The organism is Campylobacter sp. JMF_04 NA10 (genome assembly GCF_027737655.1).
Taxonomy (GTDB): domain Bacteria; phylum Campylobacterota; class Campylobacteria; order Campylobacterales; family Campylobacteraceae; genus Campylobacter_B.
In genome coordinates this window covers 29,149-43,526 of the sequence record NZ_JAOVTZ010000005.1, presented here as the reverse complement: position 1 = coordinate 43,526, position 14,378 = coordinate 29,149, and the positions used below count along the sequence as shown (strand labels likewise).

Genomic DNA, 14,378 nt, shown 5'->3' with positions numbered 1-14,378 from the left:
AAATGCGAAATTTTATCTTTTTAAATTTAAAATTTAGTTTGATTTTGTTTTCACAGAATTTTAAGAGAGGTAAAATTTCGGCGCAGTATTTATAGCCTGTGGTAGCGAATTTGAAAGAATTTGGGGTAAAATTTGAAATTTAAAAATTAAATTTATAAAATACCCCTTTTGAAATTTAAAGGATAAAATTTGGCAAATAATGAAAATTTAGACGCGCTTTCACACTCACGCCCTAATATCGTCGATTCTAAGGGCGAACCGCTGGGCAAAGCTAGTGCGAAAAACGCAAAAACGAGCAAGATTTTTTTCATCGGCATAATTTTATTTCTGTTTTGTTGCGTGATTTATCTGTTTTCGCCGTTTTTGCTGGCGATTGCGATTGGGGTTTTGATTTCGATTTCGACATCTGGTTTGCATGTCAAAATCCTCTCATTTGTGCGTGGCAAAAAGGTGCTAGGCTCGCTTCTGACGACGCTGGTGCTGTGCGTGGTGCTGTTTGTGCCATTTATCTATGCTGGCACGCAGATTACGAAAAATATCGCGCATTTTGACATTTCTAGCCTAAATTTAATGGTCGAAAATGCCAAAAATATGGATATTCAGCTCCCAAAGGCACTAAATGGATTTGAGGCGCAAATCAAGGAATTTTTGGGCAACCTAGACATCGCGGCCACTGCCAAACAGGCGTTTTCATACTTTTCTGTGGCGGGCAAATCGAGCCTAAAATTTATCGCTGATATGGTGTTAATCATCATTTTTTGCTTTTTTTCATACCTTTACGGTGCCGATATTGCGGGATTTATCAAAAAAATCGTCCCTGTCAAAGCCGAGCAGCTTGATTATATCTTCGCAGAGACCGCAAATACCATGAGCGTGGTGCTATACTCGACGATTTTTAACGCCGTTTTGCAGGGGCTTTTGTTTTCGGTGATTGCTGGAAGCTACGGATTTGACCCTGTGCTAATGGGCGTGATTTTTGGATTTTGCTCGCTAATCCCTGCGATCGGTGGCGCGCTCGTGTATGTGCCTACCGCGCTAATCGTCTTTATCGGGGGTTCGACGAGCGGTGCGCTTATCATTTTGATTTATTGTGTGGTGATGATTTCTACGATTGCTGATAGCTTTGTAAAGCCACTTGTGATTAAATTTATCAACTCGCGCCTTGTCAAAAATCCCGCCAAAATCAATGAAATTTTAATCTTTTTCTCAATGCTAGCTGGAATTTCGACCTTTGGGTTTTGGGGTGTGATACTGGGCCCTGCGATACTGACGCTGTTTTTAAGCGTGCTAAGTATGTATGATTATCTGCGTAGCGTGGATTTTGAGTAAAATTTAGGCAAAATTTTAATCAGCAAAAGCATAAACATAAAAATAATCGCCGACTATTATGTCTAAAATATCCTTATATGGGTAATCTGTGCCATTTGGATATAGATATGCGATAAAATCATCGAGTTTGGATTTGTGAATTTTGTAATGCAGATGAATATCGATTTTTGTAACTTCGTCATATAAATCTTTTGGCAATTTTTGCAAAGCAGACCAAGTTGAGAGATAATTCGGAAGTTGCGGGTGGATACACTCTAAAAGATTTGATTTTTCGGCTTGTTGTTCGCTGATTGCAAAATAGCTTTCAACATGCCAAAATTCATCAAGATATTCATCATCAAGCTTGATTGGTGGTTCATTTTTGCTTTTCAAATATAGTCGCATTGTTAATCCTTTTTTATTTCCAAAATCACAGCTGCGATTGCGAAATTTCCGTCGTGGCTGATACTAAGGGCTGAGTTTTTTATGCTAAATTTGGCTTTTAAATTTGGTGAGATTTCAAAAAACGGCGCACCTTTTGGCGTTTTTGCGATTTTTATATCCAAAAATCCACACTCGCCACCAATGCCAGTGCCAAGAGCCTTTGAAAAGGCTTCTTTGGCGGCGAAAAATCCTGCCAAAGTTTCATCGCTTTTTATCAAAGCAATTTCATCATCGCAAAAAACGCGACGCAAAAATTTCTCGCCGAATTTTTCTCGTAAGCCCGATATGCGTGAAATTTGAACTATGTCTATCCCAACCATTTTTTGATTTTTAAATTTGTCATTGCGAGCGAAGCGAAGCAATCCAGAGAATTTTTGATATTGTCTGATTTCAAAACAGCTTCGCCATTTCTCGCAATGATGATAAATTTACAAGCTTTCTTTAATCTCAATATCGATGATTTTATCGCCGGCTCTAATCGCGTCAAGCACGGCTAATCCTGCATTATCCACGACCTTGCCAAATACCGTATGCACGCCGTCAAGGTGTGGTTGTGCGCTGTGGCAGACGAAAAACTGGCTTCCGCCTGTGTTGCGTCCAGCATGCGCCATGCTTAGCGAACCACGCTCGTGGCGGTGTTTTTGACCTACGCACTCGCAGTTTATGCGCCAGCCAGGACCGCCTGTGCCAGTGCCGTAAGGGCAGCCGCCTTGGATTACGAAATTTGGGATAACGCGGTGGAAATTTAACCCCTTATAAAAGCCTGAGTTTGCAAGTGTGGCGAAATTTGTTACAGCTTGTGGCGCCTCGCTTGCGTATAATTCTAGCGTCATGTCGCCTTTATCCGTGTGGATTATGGCGAATTTTAGCTTTGATAGCGCGCTTTCGTCGATTTCATAGACTTTTAACTCTTCCATTTTTGCTCCTTATTCGATATTTGTGTAGATTGCTTGCACATCGTCGTCGTCTTCGAGGCGATCTAGTAGCGCGTCGATATCGGCGATTTGCTCGTCGCTGAATTCGTGTTTGTCGTTGGCGATGAATTTCAAATTTCCGCTAATTAGCTCCAAACCTAGCTTTTCGATACCCTCATTTAGAGTGCCGAAATTTTCGTATTCGCCATAGATGATTAGCGTTTTTTCGCTCTCGCCTTTGTCGTTTTCGAACTCATTTACCTCGATTTCGCTTAGTCCAAAGTCGATTAGTTCGAGTTCTAGCTCCTCGATATCTGCGCCATCTGGGAATTTCGTCTCAAAAACTGCCTTGCGAGAAAACATAAATTTCAAACTTCCGCTTGGCAAAAACTCGCCCTTGCCTTTGTTGAAGGCTGATTTTATGTTTGCAACCGTGCGGGTAGGGTTGTCTGTGGCGCACTCGACGATGACAAGCGCGCCGTGCGGGGCTTTGCCGTCGTAAAATACAGTCTTAATCTCTGCGCTATCCTTGCCGCTGGCGCGTTTAATCGCCGCGTCGATATTGTCCTTTGGCATGTTTTGCGCCTTTGCAGTCGCGATTGCAGCGCGAAGTTTGGCGTTCATTTCAGGATCTTCGCCACCTTCTTTGGCTGCCATTGTGATTGCCTTGCCAAGTTTTGGGAAAAGTTTGCTCATTTTCCCCCATCTAGCCTCTTTTGCCGCTCGTCTATACTCAAACGCTCGTCCCATAAATTATCCTTGTGAATTTAAAATTTAAAAACCTACGATTGTAGCAAAATTTGGCTTAAATTTAGGGGTAGTGGATTTAGGATTGACAAATGTTGTAAATTTTGATATATAATCGCAAAATAATTTTTTCAAGGAGCGAAAATGTCTTTTAAACAAACTATGAAATTTAGCGCACCAAAAATCATGTGCAACGGCTGCGCAAATACTATCAAAAACGCCCTAGCTGAGGAGTTTGGCGAGATTAGTGTCGATGTAGAAAACAAGGTCGTAAGCGTAAATTTAAGCGCAGATGAGGTGGAAAAATTTCTTAGCGAAATGGACGATTTGGGATTTAGCGCAACCAAAATTTAATCGCAAATGGCACAAAAATTTAACCTAAACATAGTCGGAATGACCTGCGTGAATTGCTCGAACGCAATCGAGCGAGTTACGCGTAAAATCGACGGCGTCGAAAGCGTAAGCGTGAGCTTCACAGCTGGTTCGGGCGAATTTGAAGTGGCAGATGATGCCGTGCTAGACGCCGTAAAAGCAAAAATCACAAAACTAGGCTATGAAATCGCCACAAACTACGAAGAGCTGGAAGCCAAAAAGGCGCGAAATTTAAAAAATATGCTTTTTAAATTCGTTTTAGCCGTGATTTTAGCGTGTTTTATAATGCTAATCGAAATGAAATCAAATTTCAGCTTCGCCGTAAAAGCCCTGCTCTGTGCGATTTTGGGTGCTGTTGTGCTTGGCTTTTGCGGCAAAAACTTTTTTTATCACGCGATAGGCTCACTTAAAAACAAAAACTACGATATGAATGTTCTGGTTTCGCTTGGCTCATCTGCGGCGTATTTGTATTCGCTAGGAAGTGCGATTTTCGTCCATTTTAAGGGCGGAAATGAGTGGGCGAATTTGTATTTTAGCTCTTCATCGATGATAATCGCTTTCATATTGCTAGGAAAATACCTTGAAGAGCGAAGCAAACTAAAAGCCAATGATTACATTAAAAAACTTATCGATTTAAGCCCAAAAAAGGCGATTTTGATTAACCCAGACGGCACGACAAGCGAAATTTTGGCTAACGAACTAAAACCCGGCGATAAAGTTTTAGTCAAAAACGGTGCGCAAATCCCGGGCGATGGCGTGGTTATAGATGGCGTTGCCGAAATAGATACAAGCCTGATAACCGGCGAGAGTTTAGCCGTTTTTAAAAAGGTCGGCGACAGCGTAAATGCTGGGTGCGTGAGTGTCGCAGGAATTTTGCAAGTGGAAATCACAAAATTTTCGCACCAAAGCGTTTTAGCTGAAATCAAAAATTTGCTAAGCGAAGCAGGAAGCAAAAAAATGCCGATTTCTCGCTTTGCCGATAAAATCGCAAATATCTTTGTGCCAAGCGTGATTTTTATCGCCGTTTGCGTGTTTGTGATTTGGCTAGTCGCAGGAAAAGCCCATATCGGCTTACTTTGCGCGATTTGCGTTTTGATTATTTCATGCCCTTGCGCTTTGGGTTTGGCTACGCCCATTGCGATAGTTTGCGCTATTTCAAATGCCGCTAAAAACGGCGTTTTGGTAAAAAACCCAGAAGTTTTAGAAATCTTAAAAGATACGAAAATCGCCGTTTTTGATAAAACAGGCACACTCAGCAGGGGCGAAATTTCGGTAAATTTTACAAATTTAAGCGATGAAAATCTGGCACTAATCGCAAGCGTGCAAATGCTTAGCGAACACCCGATTTCAAAGGCGATTGTGAAATTTGCAAAAGAAAAAGGGGTTAAATTTGCTAAATTTGACGGAGAATTTGAGAGTTTGCTGGGTCGTGGTATAAAGGCGCAAAACGGCGAATTTACGCTACTAGCGGGAAATAAAGAGCTTTTAAATGAAAACGGCGTGGAATTTGAAACGCCAAAAAATGCAGATGAATTTTTATCTAACGGCTTTGGCGTGATTTTTGTGGCTATAAATGCCGAATTCGTGGGCTTTGTGGCGCTTAGCGACATTTTGCGTGATGAAGCCAAGCAGTGCATAAGCACACTCAAAAATCAAGGCATAAAAACCATAATGCTAACAGGTGATAACGCCAAAACAGCGAATTTCATCGGCAAAAATTTAGGCATAGATGAGATCATAAGCGAAGTTTTGCCAAGCCAAAAATATGAATTTATCGCAAATTTAAAAAACGGCGAAAAAGTCCTTTTCGTAGGAGATGGCATAAACGACGCTCCGTCTCTTAAAACCGCCGGTATAGGTGTCGCGATGAACTCAGGCAGCGACATCGCCAAGGGTGCCGGAGATATAATCTTTATCAAAAACGACTTGCGAAATTTGGCTTATTTGATAAATTTGTCGCAGGTGGCGATGAAAACGATAAAACAAAACCTTTTTTGGGCGTTTTTTTACAATCTCATCTGCATACCTGTGGCGGCTGGAATTTTATATCCTTTGTGGGGAATATTACTAAAACCGATGTTTGGGGCTCTGGCAATGTGTTTTAGCTCGGTAACCGTAGTGCTAAATTCGATTAGACTGAAATTTGCGAGAATTTAAATTGTTTTGAATTTTGCTAACGCAAATTTCTTGCAATGAGTGCAAATTTAAAATTCCTGCGAATTTAACTATTTAATCAAATTTATTGTAAAATTGTCCAAAATTTTACCAAAAAGGGGCAAAATATGGACTTTTTACAAAACTACGAATCCAGCGTAAATGAGCGCGCGAAGCTAGGTATCCCGCCACTAGCACTTAGCGCCGAGCAAACCAAGCAGTTGTGCGAAATCCTAAAAACCAATCCAAGCGAAAAATTAATCGAAATTTTAAAAACACGCATTAACCCGGGCGTCGATGATGCCGCTAAAATCAAGGCGGAGTTTTTAGGCGAAATCATAAACGGTGAGTGCATTGTGGCTGGTATTAGCAAAGATGAGGCTTTTGCGATGTTGGAGCGCATGCTTGGCGGATACAGCGTGATCGAGCTAATCCGCGCCTTACAAAGCGCAGATGAAGCCACCGCAAAGGGCGCAGCAGCGGCTCTTGGTAGGACGATTTTCGTGCATGATTACTTCGCAGAGGTCGCAAGGCTGGCAAAAGAGGGCAACGCTCACGCAAAAGCCGTGCTTCAAGCGTGGGCGAATATGGAGTGGTTTAGGGCGAAAAAACCTCTGAGTGAGTGTATCAAAGGCGTGGTTTTCAAGGTCGCTGGCGAGACAAACACAGATGATTTAAGCCCTGCTAGCGAGGCTTTCACGCGTTCTGATATCCCGCTTCACGCTCTAAGCATGCTTAGCAAACGCCAAGCCGGTAGCCTAGAAACAATCGCTCAGCTTAAAAAAAGCGGTAGGCAGGTCGTGTATGTGGGCGATGTCGTGGGCACTGGAAGTAGTCGCAAAAGTGGCGTGAATTCCGTGCAGTGGCATATCGGCGAGGAAATTTATGGTATCCCAAACAAAAAAACAGGCGGTGTAATCATAGGCTCGGTCATCGCGCCGATTTTTTTCAACACAGCCCAAGATAGCGGTGCCTTGCCAATCGAAGCGAGTGTGGAAAATCTCGAAATGGGCGATGAAATCGAGATTTATCCATACAAGGGCGAGATTGTCAAAAATGGCGAGGTCGTTTGCAAATTTAGCCTGAGCCCAAATACGATTTTCGATGAATACAAAGCCGGCGGGCGAATCCCGCTAATCATCGCAAGAGGGCTTTGCGCTAAGGCTAGAAAAGAGCTAGGCTTAGGCGATGATGAGATTTTTACTAGACCAGAGCAACCTAAATTTGACGAGAGCGCAGGTTACACTCTCGCGCAAAAAATCGTCGGCAAAGCCTGTGGCATGGCGGGCGTGAGAGCTGGTATGTATGTCGAGCCACTCACGCTAACTGTGGGTTCGCAAGACACCACAGGCCCTATGACGCGCGATGAGATTAAAGAGCTTGCTAGCCTTGGATTTGGCGCAGATTTCGTGTTGCAGAGCTTTTGCCACACAGCAGCCTACCCTAAGCCAAGCGATACTATCACACACCGAACGCTTCCGTCTTTTATGAGTAGTCGCGGTGGCGTGGCACTGCGCCCAGGGGACGGCGTAATCCACTCATGGCTAAATCGTATGGTGCTCCCTGATAGCGTAGGCACGGGCGGAGATAGCCACACGAGATTTCCAATCGGCATTAGCTTTCCAGCAGGTAGCGGGCTAGTGGCGTTTGCGGCAGTTACTGGAAGTATGCCACTAAATATGCCAGAATCCGTGCTAGTTAGATTTAAAGGCGAGTTGCAAGAGGGCATTACTTTGCGCGATTTGGTAAATGCAATTCCTTACTATGCGATTAAAAAAGGCTTATTGAGCGTCGAGAAAAAGGGCAAGAAAAATATATTTGCGGGCAAAATTTTAGAGATTGAAGGGCTTGAAAATTTAAAGGCCGAGCAGGCTTTCGAGCTAAGCGACGCTAGTGCCGAGAGAAGTGCAGCAGCGTGCGCGATCGCGCTAAATACCGAGAGCGTGTGCGAATACATACGCTCAAATATCGCTCTAATCGACGCTATGATAAAAGCTGGTTATCAAAACAGCGACGCGCTAGCTAGAAGGGGCGAAAAAATGAAAAAATGGCTAGAAAATCCGACACTTCTAAAAGCCGATGAAAACGCAAAATACGCAGAAGTGATTGAAATAGATTTGGGTGAGATTACAGAGCCGATTTTAGCCTGCCCTAACGACCCTGACGATGTCGCAACGCTAAGCGAAATTTTAGCCGATGAGGCAAGGGCGAAAAATATCGATGAGGTTTTCATCGGAAGCTGTATGACAAATATCGGGCATTATCGCGCCGCAGCGCAGATTTTAAAGGGTAGCGCGCAAACACCAGCCCGCCTTTGGATAGCACCGCCTACGAAAATGGACGAAAAAAAACTCAAAGAAGAGGGCGTGTATAGCGTATTTGGCGCGGTAGGAGCGCGCACAGAGGTGCCTGGGTGCTCGCTGTGTATGGGAAATCAAGCGCGAGTAAAAGATAATGCGGTCGTAGTATCAACTTCGACTAGAAATTTCGATAATCGCATGGGTATGGGTGCTAAGGTGTATTTAGCCAGTGCCGAACTAGCCGCTGTTTGCGCGATGCTAGGCAGAATTCCTAGCGCGAGAGAATACAAAGAGATAGTGCGTGAGAAATTAAGTGGCAAAAATAGCGAAATTTATCGTTATTTAAATTTTAACGAGGAAGAAAATTTCGCGCTCTAAGCCACGAATTAGCGCGTTTTGCGCTAATAAGTTTAAATAAGCAAAATTTCGCTAAAATGGCAGGTTAAATTTGACAAGGTTGGTTATGCAAAGAATTTTGATTTTATGGATATTTGGCGCAATCTGTGCTTTTGGCGCGACCTGCGCCGATATCGAGGCAGATCCGAAAGCCTATTTTGCCACTACGCCAAGCCCTAGCGAACTTTTGCTGAGTGATTATGATTGCAAGGGCTCGCTTGTAAAGGCTCCATTTTTGCGAAATTTGCAAAATTTAGCTAGGACGATTAGAAGCGAGAGTATCGAGTGCGTGGGAAACGAAGCTAGCATAAATGAGAAAAAATTCGAACGCATATTAGCGCAGGCTGGCATGGATAGCGAGGGATTTTTGCGCGAGGCTAAGCAGAAAAATTTAGGCGCAGCGTATGCAAATGCGCTAGAAATTTTAGAATTTTACTCTGAGCAAAAATTTATAAATTTCATAAATTTCAAAAATTTTATCTCTGAGATAAATTTGGCAAAAACAGCATTACAAAGCCATTTTAACGCAAATTTATCCCCAAACGAGGCTAGTGAGATTGCGGATTTGGTGCTGAGCGAATTTGCCCTATATGCGGCCAAAAATCGCAGTATCGACGCGTATAATAAGCTCGAATTAGCCCTTAAAAACAGGGTAAATATAGATGAGTTTAATGTGCTTTTAAGCAGCGACACTTACAGCACAAACGACCTTAGCGGTGCGCTAAATTTGGCACTTTTGCTAGGATATGATACGAAATTTATCGACGCACTTATTACGCGCGGGGCGAAGATTAACGATGGGGACGATAGCGCGCTATTTTACGCTATGTCAAATTTACAAAATGCTAAATTTCTAATCTCCAAAGGCGCGCAAGTATCGCACAAAAATCAACTTGGCCAAACCCCGATTTTCTACGCTGTGGCTAGCAAAAACTACGAAATGGTAAATTTCATGGTCTATAACCACGCAAGTGTCAATGTCCGCCAAATCGGCTCTACCGAAAAGGGCGCGCTAGCTTCACTTGGCGGGTATTCGGACGCGTGTGCGTTTAATGATTTGGGTGCTAGTTTGCTAATGTATTCGGCGCTACATGGAAACAAAGAAATCACCGAGCTTTTGGTAAAATCTGGCGCAGATGAAAAAAGAGTAGATGAGGCCGGGCTAAATGCGCTTGATTACGCTATTTTTGGTGGCGATGAAAAGATCCAAGAATACCTCAAATCTATCGGACTTAAACCTAGTGTAAGCGCGAATAATGGGGATTTCATGGGAAGCATGGCAGAGGAAAATTTCGAAGATATAGCGAACTAATCTAATACAAAAGGGAAATTTATGTTTAGGATTTTATTTATTTTTTTGCTTCCGTTTTTTGTCTTTGGCGCGGAGCTTAGCCCAGCTGAAAAAAATGCAAGCATTTATGGCGCACTGACGCTGATTCCGCCACTTGTGGCGATTGCTCTTGCATTTATCACCAAAGATGTCATTTTATCGCTGTTTTTGGGCGTGTTAAGCGGGACATTTCTCATCGGTATGAACGATAATGGCGTGCTCTCTGGCTTTGTCGTAGCTTTTACGGATTTGTGTGCGCGTGTGGTAGCCTCCATGGCAGATGCGTGGAATGCGGGAATTTTGCTTCAAGTTATGTGTATCGGAGGCTTAATCGCGCTAGTTACCAAAAGTGGCGGCACCAAAGCCCTTGCTATGTGGCTTGGGGCTAGGGCGCATACTGGGGTTAGGGCGCAAATTTATACTTGGTTTATGGGAATTATCATTTTCTTTGACGATTACGCAAACGCCCTTATTTTGGGGCCTATCATGCGTCCTTTGATGGATAGATTTAAAATTTCGCGTGCGCGCTTTGCCTTTATCATCGACGCGACAGCTGCGCCGATAACTGGAATTGCGCTGATTTCGACTTGGGTCGGGGTTGAGATTTCGGCGATTAAGGAAGCGTATGCGCAAATTGGCGTCGAGGATATCAACGCATTTACGATTTTTGTGGAGACAATCCCGTATAGATTTTATAATATTTACATGCTTTTCTTTGTCGTGGCAAGTGCTGTGATGATGAGGGAATTTGGCCCTATGTATCGCGCCGAAATGGCGTCTCGCGCTGGCAAAAATGGCGGACGGGACTTTAAAATCGCAAATTTAGAAGATCAAGCATTTAGTCCAAAAGGGGGTATCGAACCACGCAAGATTAATGCTTTAATTCCGCTTGGAGCGATGATTGTGCTAAGCGTGATTGGGTTTTATGCAAACGGACTTGGCGCGCTTGGCGAAGAGGAATTAAAGGCTGTGCAAGCAGATCCGTTTTCCTTCGTTTCTATCAGAACGGCATTTAGCGGGGCTGACGCTTCTGTGGTGCTGTTTCAAGCGGCTATGTTTTCGTCGATAATCGGCATAGTTTTGGGGCTGTGGCAAAAAATTTATGGTATCAAAGAGGGGATTGAAATTTGGATTGGGGGCTGGAAAACCATGCTTACAACCGTTTTAATCCTGCTTTTTGCGTGGTCGCTAAGTTCTACGATAAAAGAGCTTGGCACCTCAAAATACCTTGTGGATTTGCTAGGCGAGAGCACCCCTATGGCGCTACTTGCGCTCGTGATTTTTGTGCTAAGCTCGATTATTTCATTTTCAACAGGCACTAGCTTTGGCACTATGGGTATCGTAACTCCACTCGCTGTGCCACTAGCTGCTTCTGTGGGGGCGAAATACGGCCTTAGCGGCGATGAATTTCATGCTTTTATGTGTTTAAATATCAGCTCGGTTTTTACAGGGGCGATTTTTGGCGATCACTGCTCGCCGATTTCAGATACCACAATCCTCTCCTCAATGGGCGCAGGTTGCGATCATATCGAGCATGTCAGCACTCAGCTACCTTACGCTATCGTCGTGGGTATCATCAGTACATTTTGCGGGTTTTTGCCAGCTAGCTTTGGGGTAAATGTCTGGGTCTGCCTAGTCTTTGGGCTTGGCGTAACCGTGCTTGCGATACGAATTTTAGGCAAAAAGGTAAGCGGTGAAGTGCGATAAATTTGGTATTTGTGGAAGTTGCGTTTATGATTTGCCTTACAAAGAGCAGTTAAATTTAAAAAAAGAGCGCATAAGCGCGGAGTTTGCGCCGTTTTATACTGGCGAAATCGAGGTTTTTGCCTCCAAAGAAAGCGCATTTCGCTCGCGGGCTGAATTTGGGATTTTTCACGAGGGCGAGAAGCTTCATTTTAGCATGCGAGGCAGGGATAAAGAGCGTGTTTTCGTGCAAAACTGCCCTATCGTAGATGAAAAAATCCAAAGCTTTATGGATAGAGTTTTGCCGATTTTACAAAATGATGAAATTTTAAAATTTAGGCTTTTTGGGTGCGAGTTTATCGCTAGTAAAAATGATTTTTTATGCGTGCTTTTATATCACCGAAATATCGAAGAAATAGAGCCGAATTTGGCAAATTTAGCCAAAAATTTGGGGGTAAATTTAATCGCTAGATCGCGCGGGAAAAAGCTCGTTTTTGGCAGGGAAAATTTAGAAGACGAGTTTGAAATAAAGGGGCAAGTTTATCGCTACACTTTCGAAGCTACGGCGTTTTCGCAGCCAAACAGAGGCGTTAATGAAAAGATGATTTCGTGGGTGTTAGGCGCAGTGGGCGATGAGAAAAGCGCTAGAAAAGATCTGCTTGAAATGTATTGCGGACATGGGAATTTCACAATCCCGCTTAGTGCTAAATTTCGCCAAATTTTGGCAAATGAGATTAGCAAAAATAGCATAAAAAACGCACTTTTAAACGTGCAAAAAAACGGCGCTAAAAACATAAAATTCGTGCGCCTAAGCGCAGATGAGCTAATGAGCGCATTTGGGGGAGAGCGCGAATTTACCCGCTTAGAAGGGGTAGATTTGCAAGGCTATGAAATCTCGCATATTTTGGTAGATCCGCCACGCGCAGGGCTTGAAGCAAGCGTGCTAAATTTCATCAAAGATTACAAAAACATAATCTACATTTCGTGCAATCCGCAAAGCTTGAAGCAAAATTTAAGCTATCTTTGCAAAACGCACAAGGTGGAGAAATTCGCGATTTTCGATCAGTTCGCGCATACTGCGCATGTCGAGTGTGGCGTGATTTTAAAGGCGTTAGCGTGATAAGTGAAATTTTAAGAAATGCCAAAAATATCGCTATCGTGGGGCTTAGCCCAAATCAGAGCAAGCCAAGCAACCGCGTGGGGCAGTATTTAGTCGCGCAAAATTTTAAAATTTTTCCAATTTATCCTAAATTTGATGAAATTTTAGGCAGGAAGGTTTATAGAAATTTAAAAGAAATAAATGATAAAATCGACATTGTCGTTATGTTTCGAAAAGGCGAGTTCGCAAACGCGCTTTTTAGCGATGTTTTGGCGTGTAAAGCCAAAACGCTTTGGTTACAACTTGGCATTTTTAACGATAGCGTGGCTTTTTTGGCACAAAAAAATGGAGTAAATTTTATCCAAAACAAGTGCATAATGATAGAGCATAAAAATTTGAAAGGCTAAAAATGGTAGATTTAAATAAAATAGTTCAAGCAAAGCGCACAATAGCGGCTTTTGTGCATAAGACACCCTTCGCTTTCGCACCAAAGTTAAGCGAAATTTATGGGGCGCAAATTTATCTAAAAAATGAGAATTTACAACGCACGGGTGCGTATAAAATTCGTGGCGCATACAACAAAATCGCTCATCTTAGCGAAGATGAAAAGAGCCGTGGCGTAATCGCAGCGAGTGCGGGCAATCACGCGCAAGGCGTGGCTATGAGTGCGCAAAAATTTGGCGTGCGTGCCGTAATCGTCATGCCAGAAGCAACTCCGCTTTTAAAGGTCAGTGGCACCAAGGCTTTGGGGGCTGAGATTATCCTAAAAGGCGATAATTTCGACGAGGCTTACGCTTATGCGCTCGAATATGCCAAGGAAAACAACCTTACCTTTGTCCATCCTTTCGATGATGAGCTAGTCCAAGCAGGACAGGGCACAATCGCGCTTGAAATGCTAGAAGATGTCGCGGATTTAGACTATATCATAGCGCCTGTGGGCGGTGGCGGATTAATCAGTGGCGTGGCAAGCTGTGCTAAACAAATCAATCCTGATATAAAAATCATCGCCGTTGGCGCAAAGGGCGCGCCTGCCATGCATGATAGCTTCGTAGCTAAAAAGGCGATAAACTCTCAGAGCGTGCGCACTATCGCCGATGGTATCGCGGTGCGTGATACTAGCGAGATCACGCTAAAACATATTTTAGAAAGCGTCGATGAGTTCGTCCAAGTCGATGATGAGGAGGTCGCAAGCGCGATTTTGTATTTGCTAGAAAATCAAAAAATCATCGTCGAGGGCGCAGGAGCTGTGGGCGTGGCTGCGCTGATAAATCATAAATTTAGCTTTAATGAGGGCGCTAAAATCGGCATTATTTTAAGTGGTGGAAATATCGATGTGCAAATGCTAAACATCATCATCGAAAAAGGTCTTATCAAATCTCACCGCAAAATGACGATAAATGTTACGCTCGTGGATAAACCGGGCTCGCTAACCAAGCTTACAAATGTTTTGCGTGATGCGAACGCAAACATCGTCAAAATCGACTATGATCGCTTCTCGACCGAGATCGAATACGGCGATGCGCAAATTACAATCACGCTAGAAACCAAGGGCAAGGCGCACCAAGAGGAGATTGCGTGGGCGTTAAAAAGCGCAGGATATGATTTCAAAGAGCTGTTTTAGGCGAAATTTG

Annotated in this window: 13 protein-coding genes; 9 read left to right on the top strand and 4 right to left on the bottom strand. The window is 43.4% G+C overall.

Annotated elements, in window-relative coordinates:
• The first annotated feature begins 189 nt into the window (after nt 1-189).
• On the top strand, nt 190-1,329 hold the full coding sequence (locus OFO12_RS06975; protein ID WP_270869969.1) for an AI-2E family transporter: 1,140 nt from the start codon (nt 190-192) through the stop codon (nt 1,327-1,329).
• 15 nt (nt 1,330-1,344) lie between these two features.
• On the opposite strand, the gene OFO12_RS06970 is transcribed toward OFO12_RS06975, so the two are convergent.
• The 4 genes from OFO12_RS06970 to OFO12_RS06955 all read right to left on the bottom strand — a co-directional run bounded on the left by OFO12_RS06970 (nt 1,345) and on the right by OFO12_RS06955 (nt 3,416).
• Complete coding sequence (locus tag OFO12_RS06970) at nt 1,345-1,713, bottom strand: hypothetical protein (RefSeq protein WP_270869968.1); 369 nt, start codon at nt 1,711-1,713, stop codon at nt 1,345-1,347.
• A gap of 2 nt (nt 1,714-1,715) precedes the next feature.
• Nucleotides 1,716-2,072 carry a holo-ACP synthase gene (acpS, locus tag OFO12_RS06965; RefSeq protein WP_270869967.1) on the bottom strand — a complete coding sequence of 119 codons (357 nt, stop codon included), beginning with the start codon at nt 2,070-2,072 and terminating at the stop codon, nt 1,716-1,718.
• 108 nt (nt 2,073-2,180) lie between these two features.
• Nucleotides 2,181-2,669, bottom strand: coding sequence for a peptidylprolyl isomerase (locus OFO12_RS06960; RefSeq protein ID WP_270869966.1), 489 nt, complete (start codon nt 2,667-2,669; stop codon nt 2,181-2,183).
• 9 nt (nt 2,670-2,678) lie between these two features.
• A complete protein-coding gene (locus tag OFO12_RS06955; RefSeq protein ID WP_270858167.1) occupies nt 2,679-3,416 on the bottom strand; it encodes a YebC/PmpR family DNA-binding transcriptional regulator in 738 nt (245 codons plus the stop codon).
• Between the two features lie 141 nt (nt 3,417-3,557).
• Between OFO12_RS06955 and OFO12_RS06950 the strand changes: the two genes are divergently transcribed.
• The 8 genes from OFO12_RS06950 (at nt 3,558) to ilvA (ending at nt 14,368) form a co-directional block, all read left to right on the top strand.
• Nucleotides 3,558-3,767 carry a heavy-metal-associated domain-containing protein gene (locus OFO12_RS06950; RefSeq protein ID WP_442867887.1) on the top strand — a complete coding sequence of 70 codons (210 nt, stop codon included), beginning with the start codon at nt 3,558-3,560 and terminating at the stop codon, nt 3,765-3,767.
• Between the two features lie 6 nt (nt 3,768-3,773).
• On the top strand, nt 3,774-5,942 hold the full coding sequence (locus tag OFO12_RS06945) for a heavy metal translocating P-type ATPase (protein WP_270869965.1): 2,169 nt from the start codon (nt 3,774-3,776) through the stop codon (nt 5,940-5,942).
• Between the two features lie 125 nt (nt 5,943-6,067).
• Entirely contained in the window at nt 6,068-8,617 is a 2,550-nt protein-coding gene (locus tag OFO12_RS06940; RefSeq protein ID WP_270869964.1) for a bifunctional aconitate hydratase 2/2-methylisocitrate dehydratase, read from the top strand.
• 85 nt (nt 8,618-8,702) lie between these two features.
• Entirely contained in the window at nt 8,703-9,947 is a 1,245-nt protein-coding gene (locus tag OFO12_RS06935) for an ankyrin repeat domain-containing protein (protein WP_270869963.1), read from the top strand.
• 21 nt (nt 9,948-9,968) lie between these two features.
• Entirely contained in the window at nt 9,969-11,672 is a 1,704-nt protein-coding gene (locus tag OFO12_RS06930) for a Na+/H+ antiporter NhaC family protein (RefSeq protein WP_270869962.1), read from the top strand.
• Nucleotides 11,659-12,768 (top strand): tRNA (uridine(54)-C5)-methyltransferase TrmA, encoded by a 1,110-nt coding sequence (trmA, locus tag OFO12_RS06925; protein WP_270869961.1) that lies wholly within the window; start codon nt 11,659-11,661, stop codon nt 12,766-12,768. The genes OFO12_RS06930 and trmA overlap by 14 nt, the downstream gene beginning before the upstream one ends.
• Entirely contained in the window at nt 12,765-13,154 is a 390-nt protein-coding gene (locus tag OFO12_RS06920) for a CoA-binding protein (RefSeq protein WP_270869960.1), read from the top strand. The genes trmA and OFO12_RS06920 overlap by 4 nt, the downstream gene beginning before the upstream one ends.
• 2 nt (nt 13,155-13,156) lie before the next feature.
• Nucleotides 13,157-14,368, top strand: a complete 1,212-nt coding sequence (gene ilvA, locus OFO12_RS06915; RefSeq protein ID WP_270862599.1) for a threonine ammonia-lyase — start codon at nt 13,157-13,159, stop codon at nt 14,366-14,368.
• Nucleotides 14,369-14,378: the final 10 nt, after the last annotated feature.

Bases quoted from the DNA above. Each gene is read 5' to 3' on its own strand.
- OFO12_RS06970 (WP_270869968.1), bottom strand. From the start codon at position 1,713: ATGCGACTATATTTGAAAAGCAAAAATGAACCACCAATCAAGCTTGAT.
- acpS (WP_270869967.1), bottom strand. From the start codon at position 2,072: ATGGTTGGGATAGACATAGTTCAAATTTCACGCATATCGGGCTTACGA.
- ilvA (WP_270862599.1), top strand. From the start codon at position 13,157: ATGGTAGATTTAAATAAAATAGTTCAAGCAAAGCGCACAATAGCGGCT.
- OFO12_RS06935 (WP_270869963.1), top strand. From the start codon at position 8,703: ATGCAAAGAATTTTGATTTTATGGATATTTGGCGCAATCTGTGCTTTT.
- OFO12_RS06960 (WP_270869966.1), bottom strand. From the start codon at position 2,669: ATGGAAGAGTTAAAAGTCTATGAAATCGACGAAAGCGCGCTATCAAAG.
- OFO12_RS06950 (WP_442867887.1), top strand. From the start codon at position 3,558: ATGTCTTTTAAACAAACTATGAAATTTAGCGCACCAAAAATCATGTGC.
- OFO12_RS06930 (WP_270869962.1), top strand. From the start codon at position 9,969: ATGTTTAGGATTTTATTTATTTTTTTGCTTCCGTTTTTTGTCTTTGGC.
- OFO12_RS06940 (WP_270869964.1), top strand. From the start codon at position 6,068: ATGGACTTTTTACAAAACTACGAATCCAGCGTAAATGAGCGCGCGAAG.
- OFO12_RS06945 (WP_270869965.1), top strand. From the start codon at position 3,774: ATGGCACAAAAATTTAACCTAAACATAGTCGGAATGACCTGCGTGAAT.
- OFO12_RS06955 (WP_270858167.1), bottom strand. From the start codon at position 3,416: ATGGGACGAGCGTTTGAGTATAGACGAGCGGCAAAAGAGGCTAGATGG.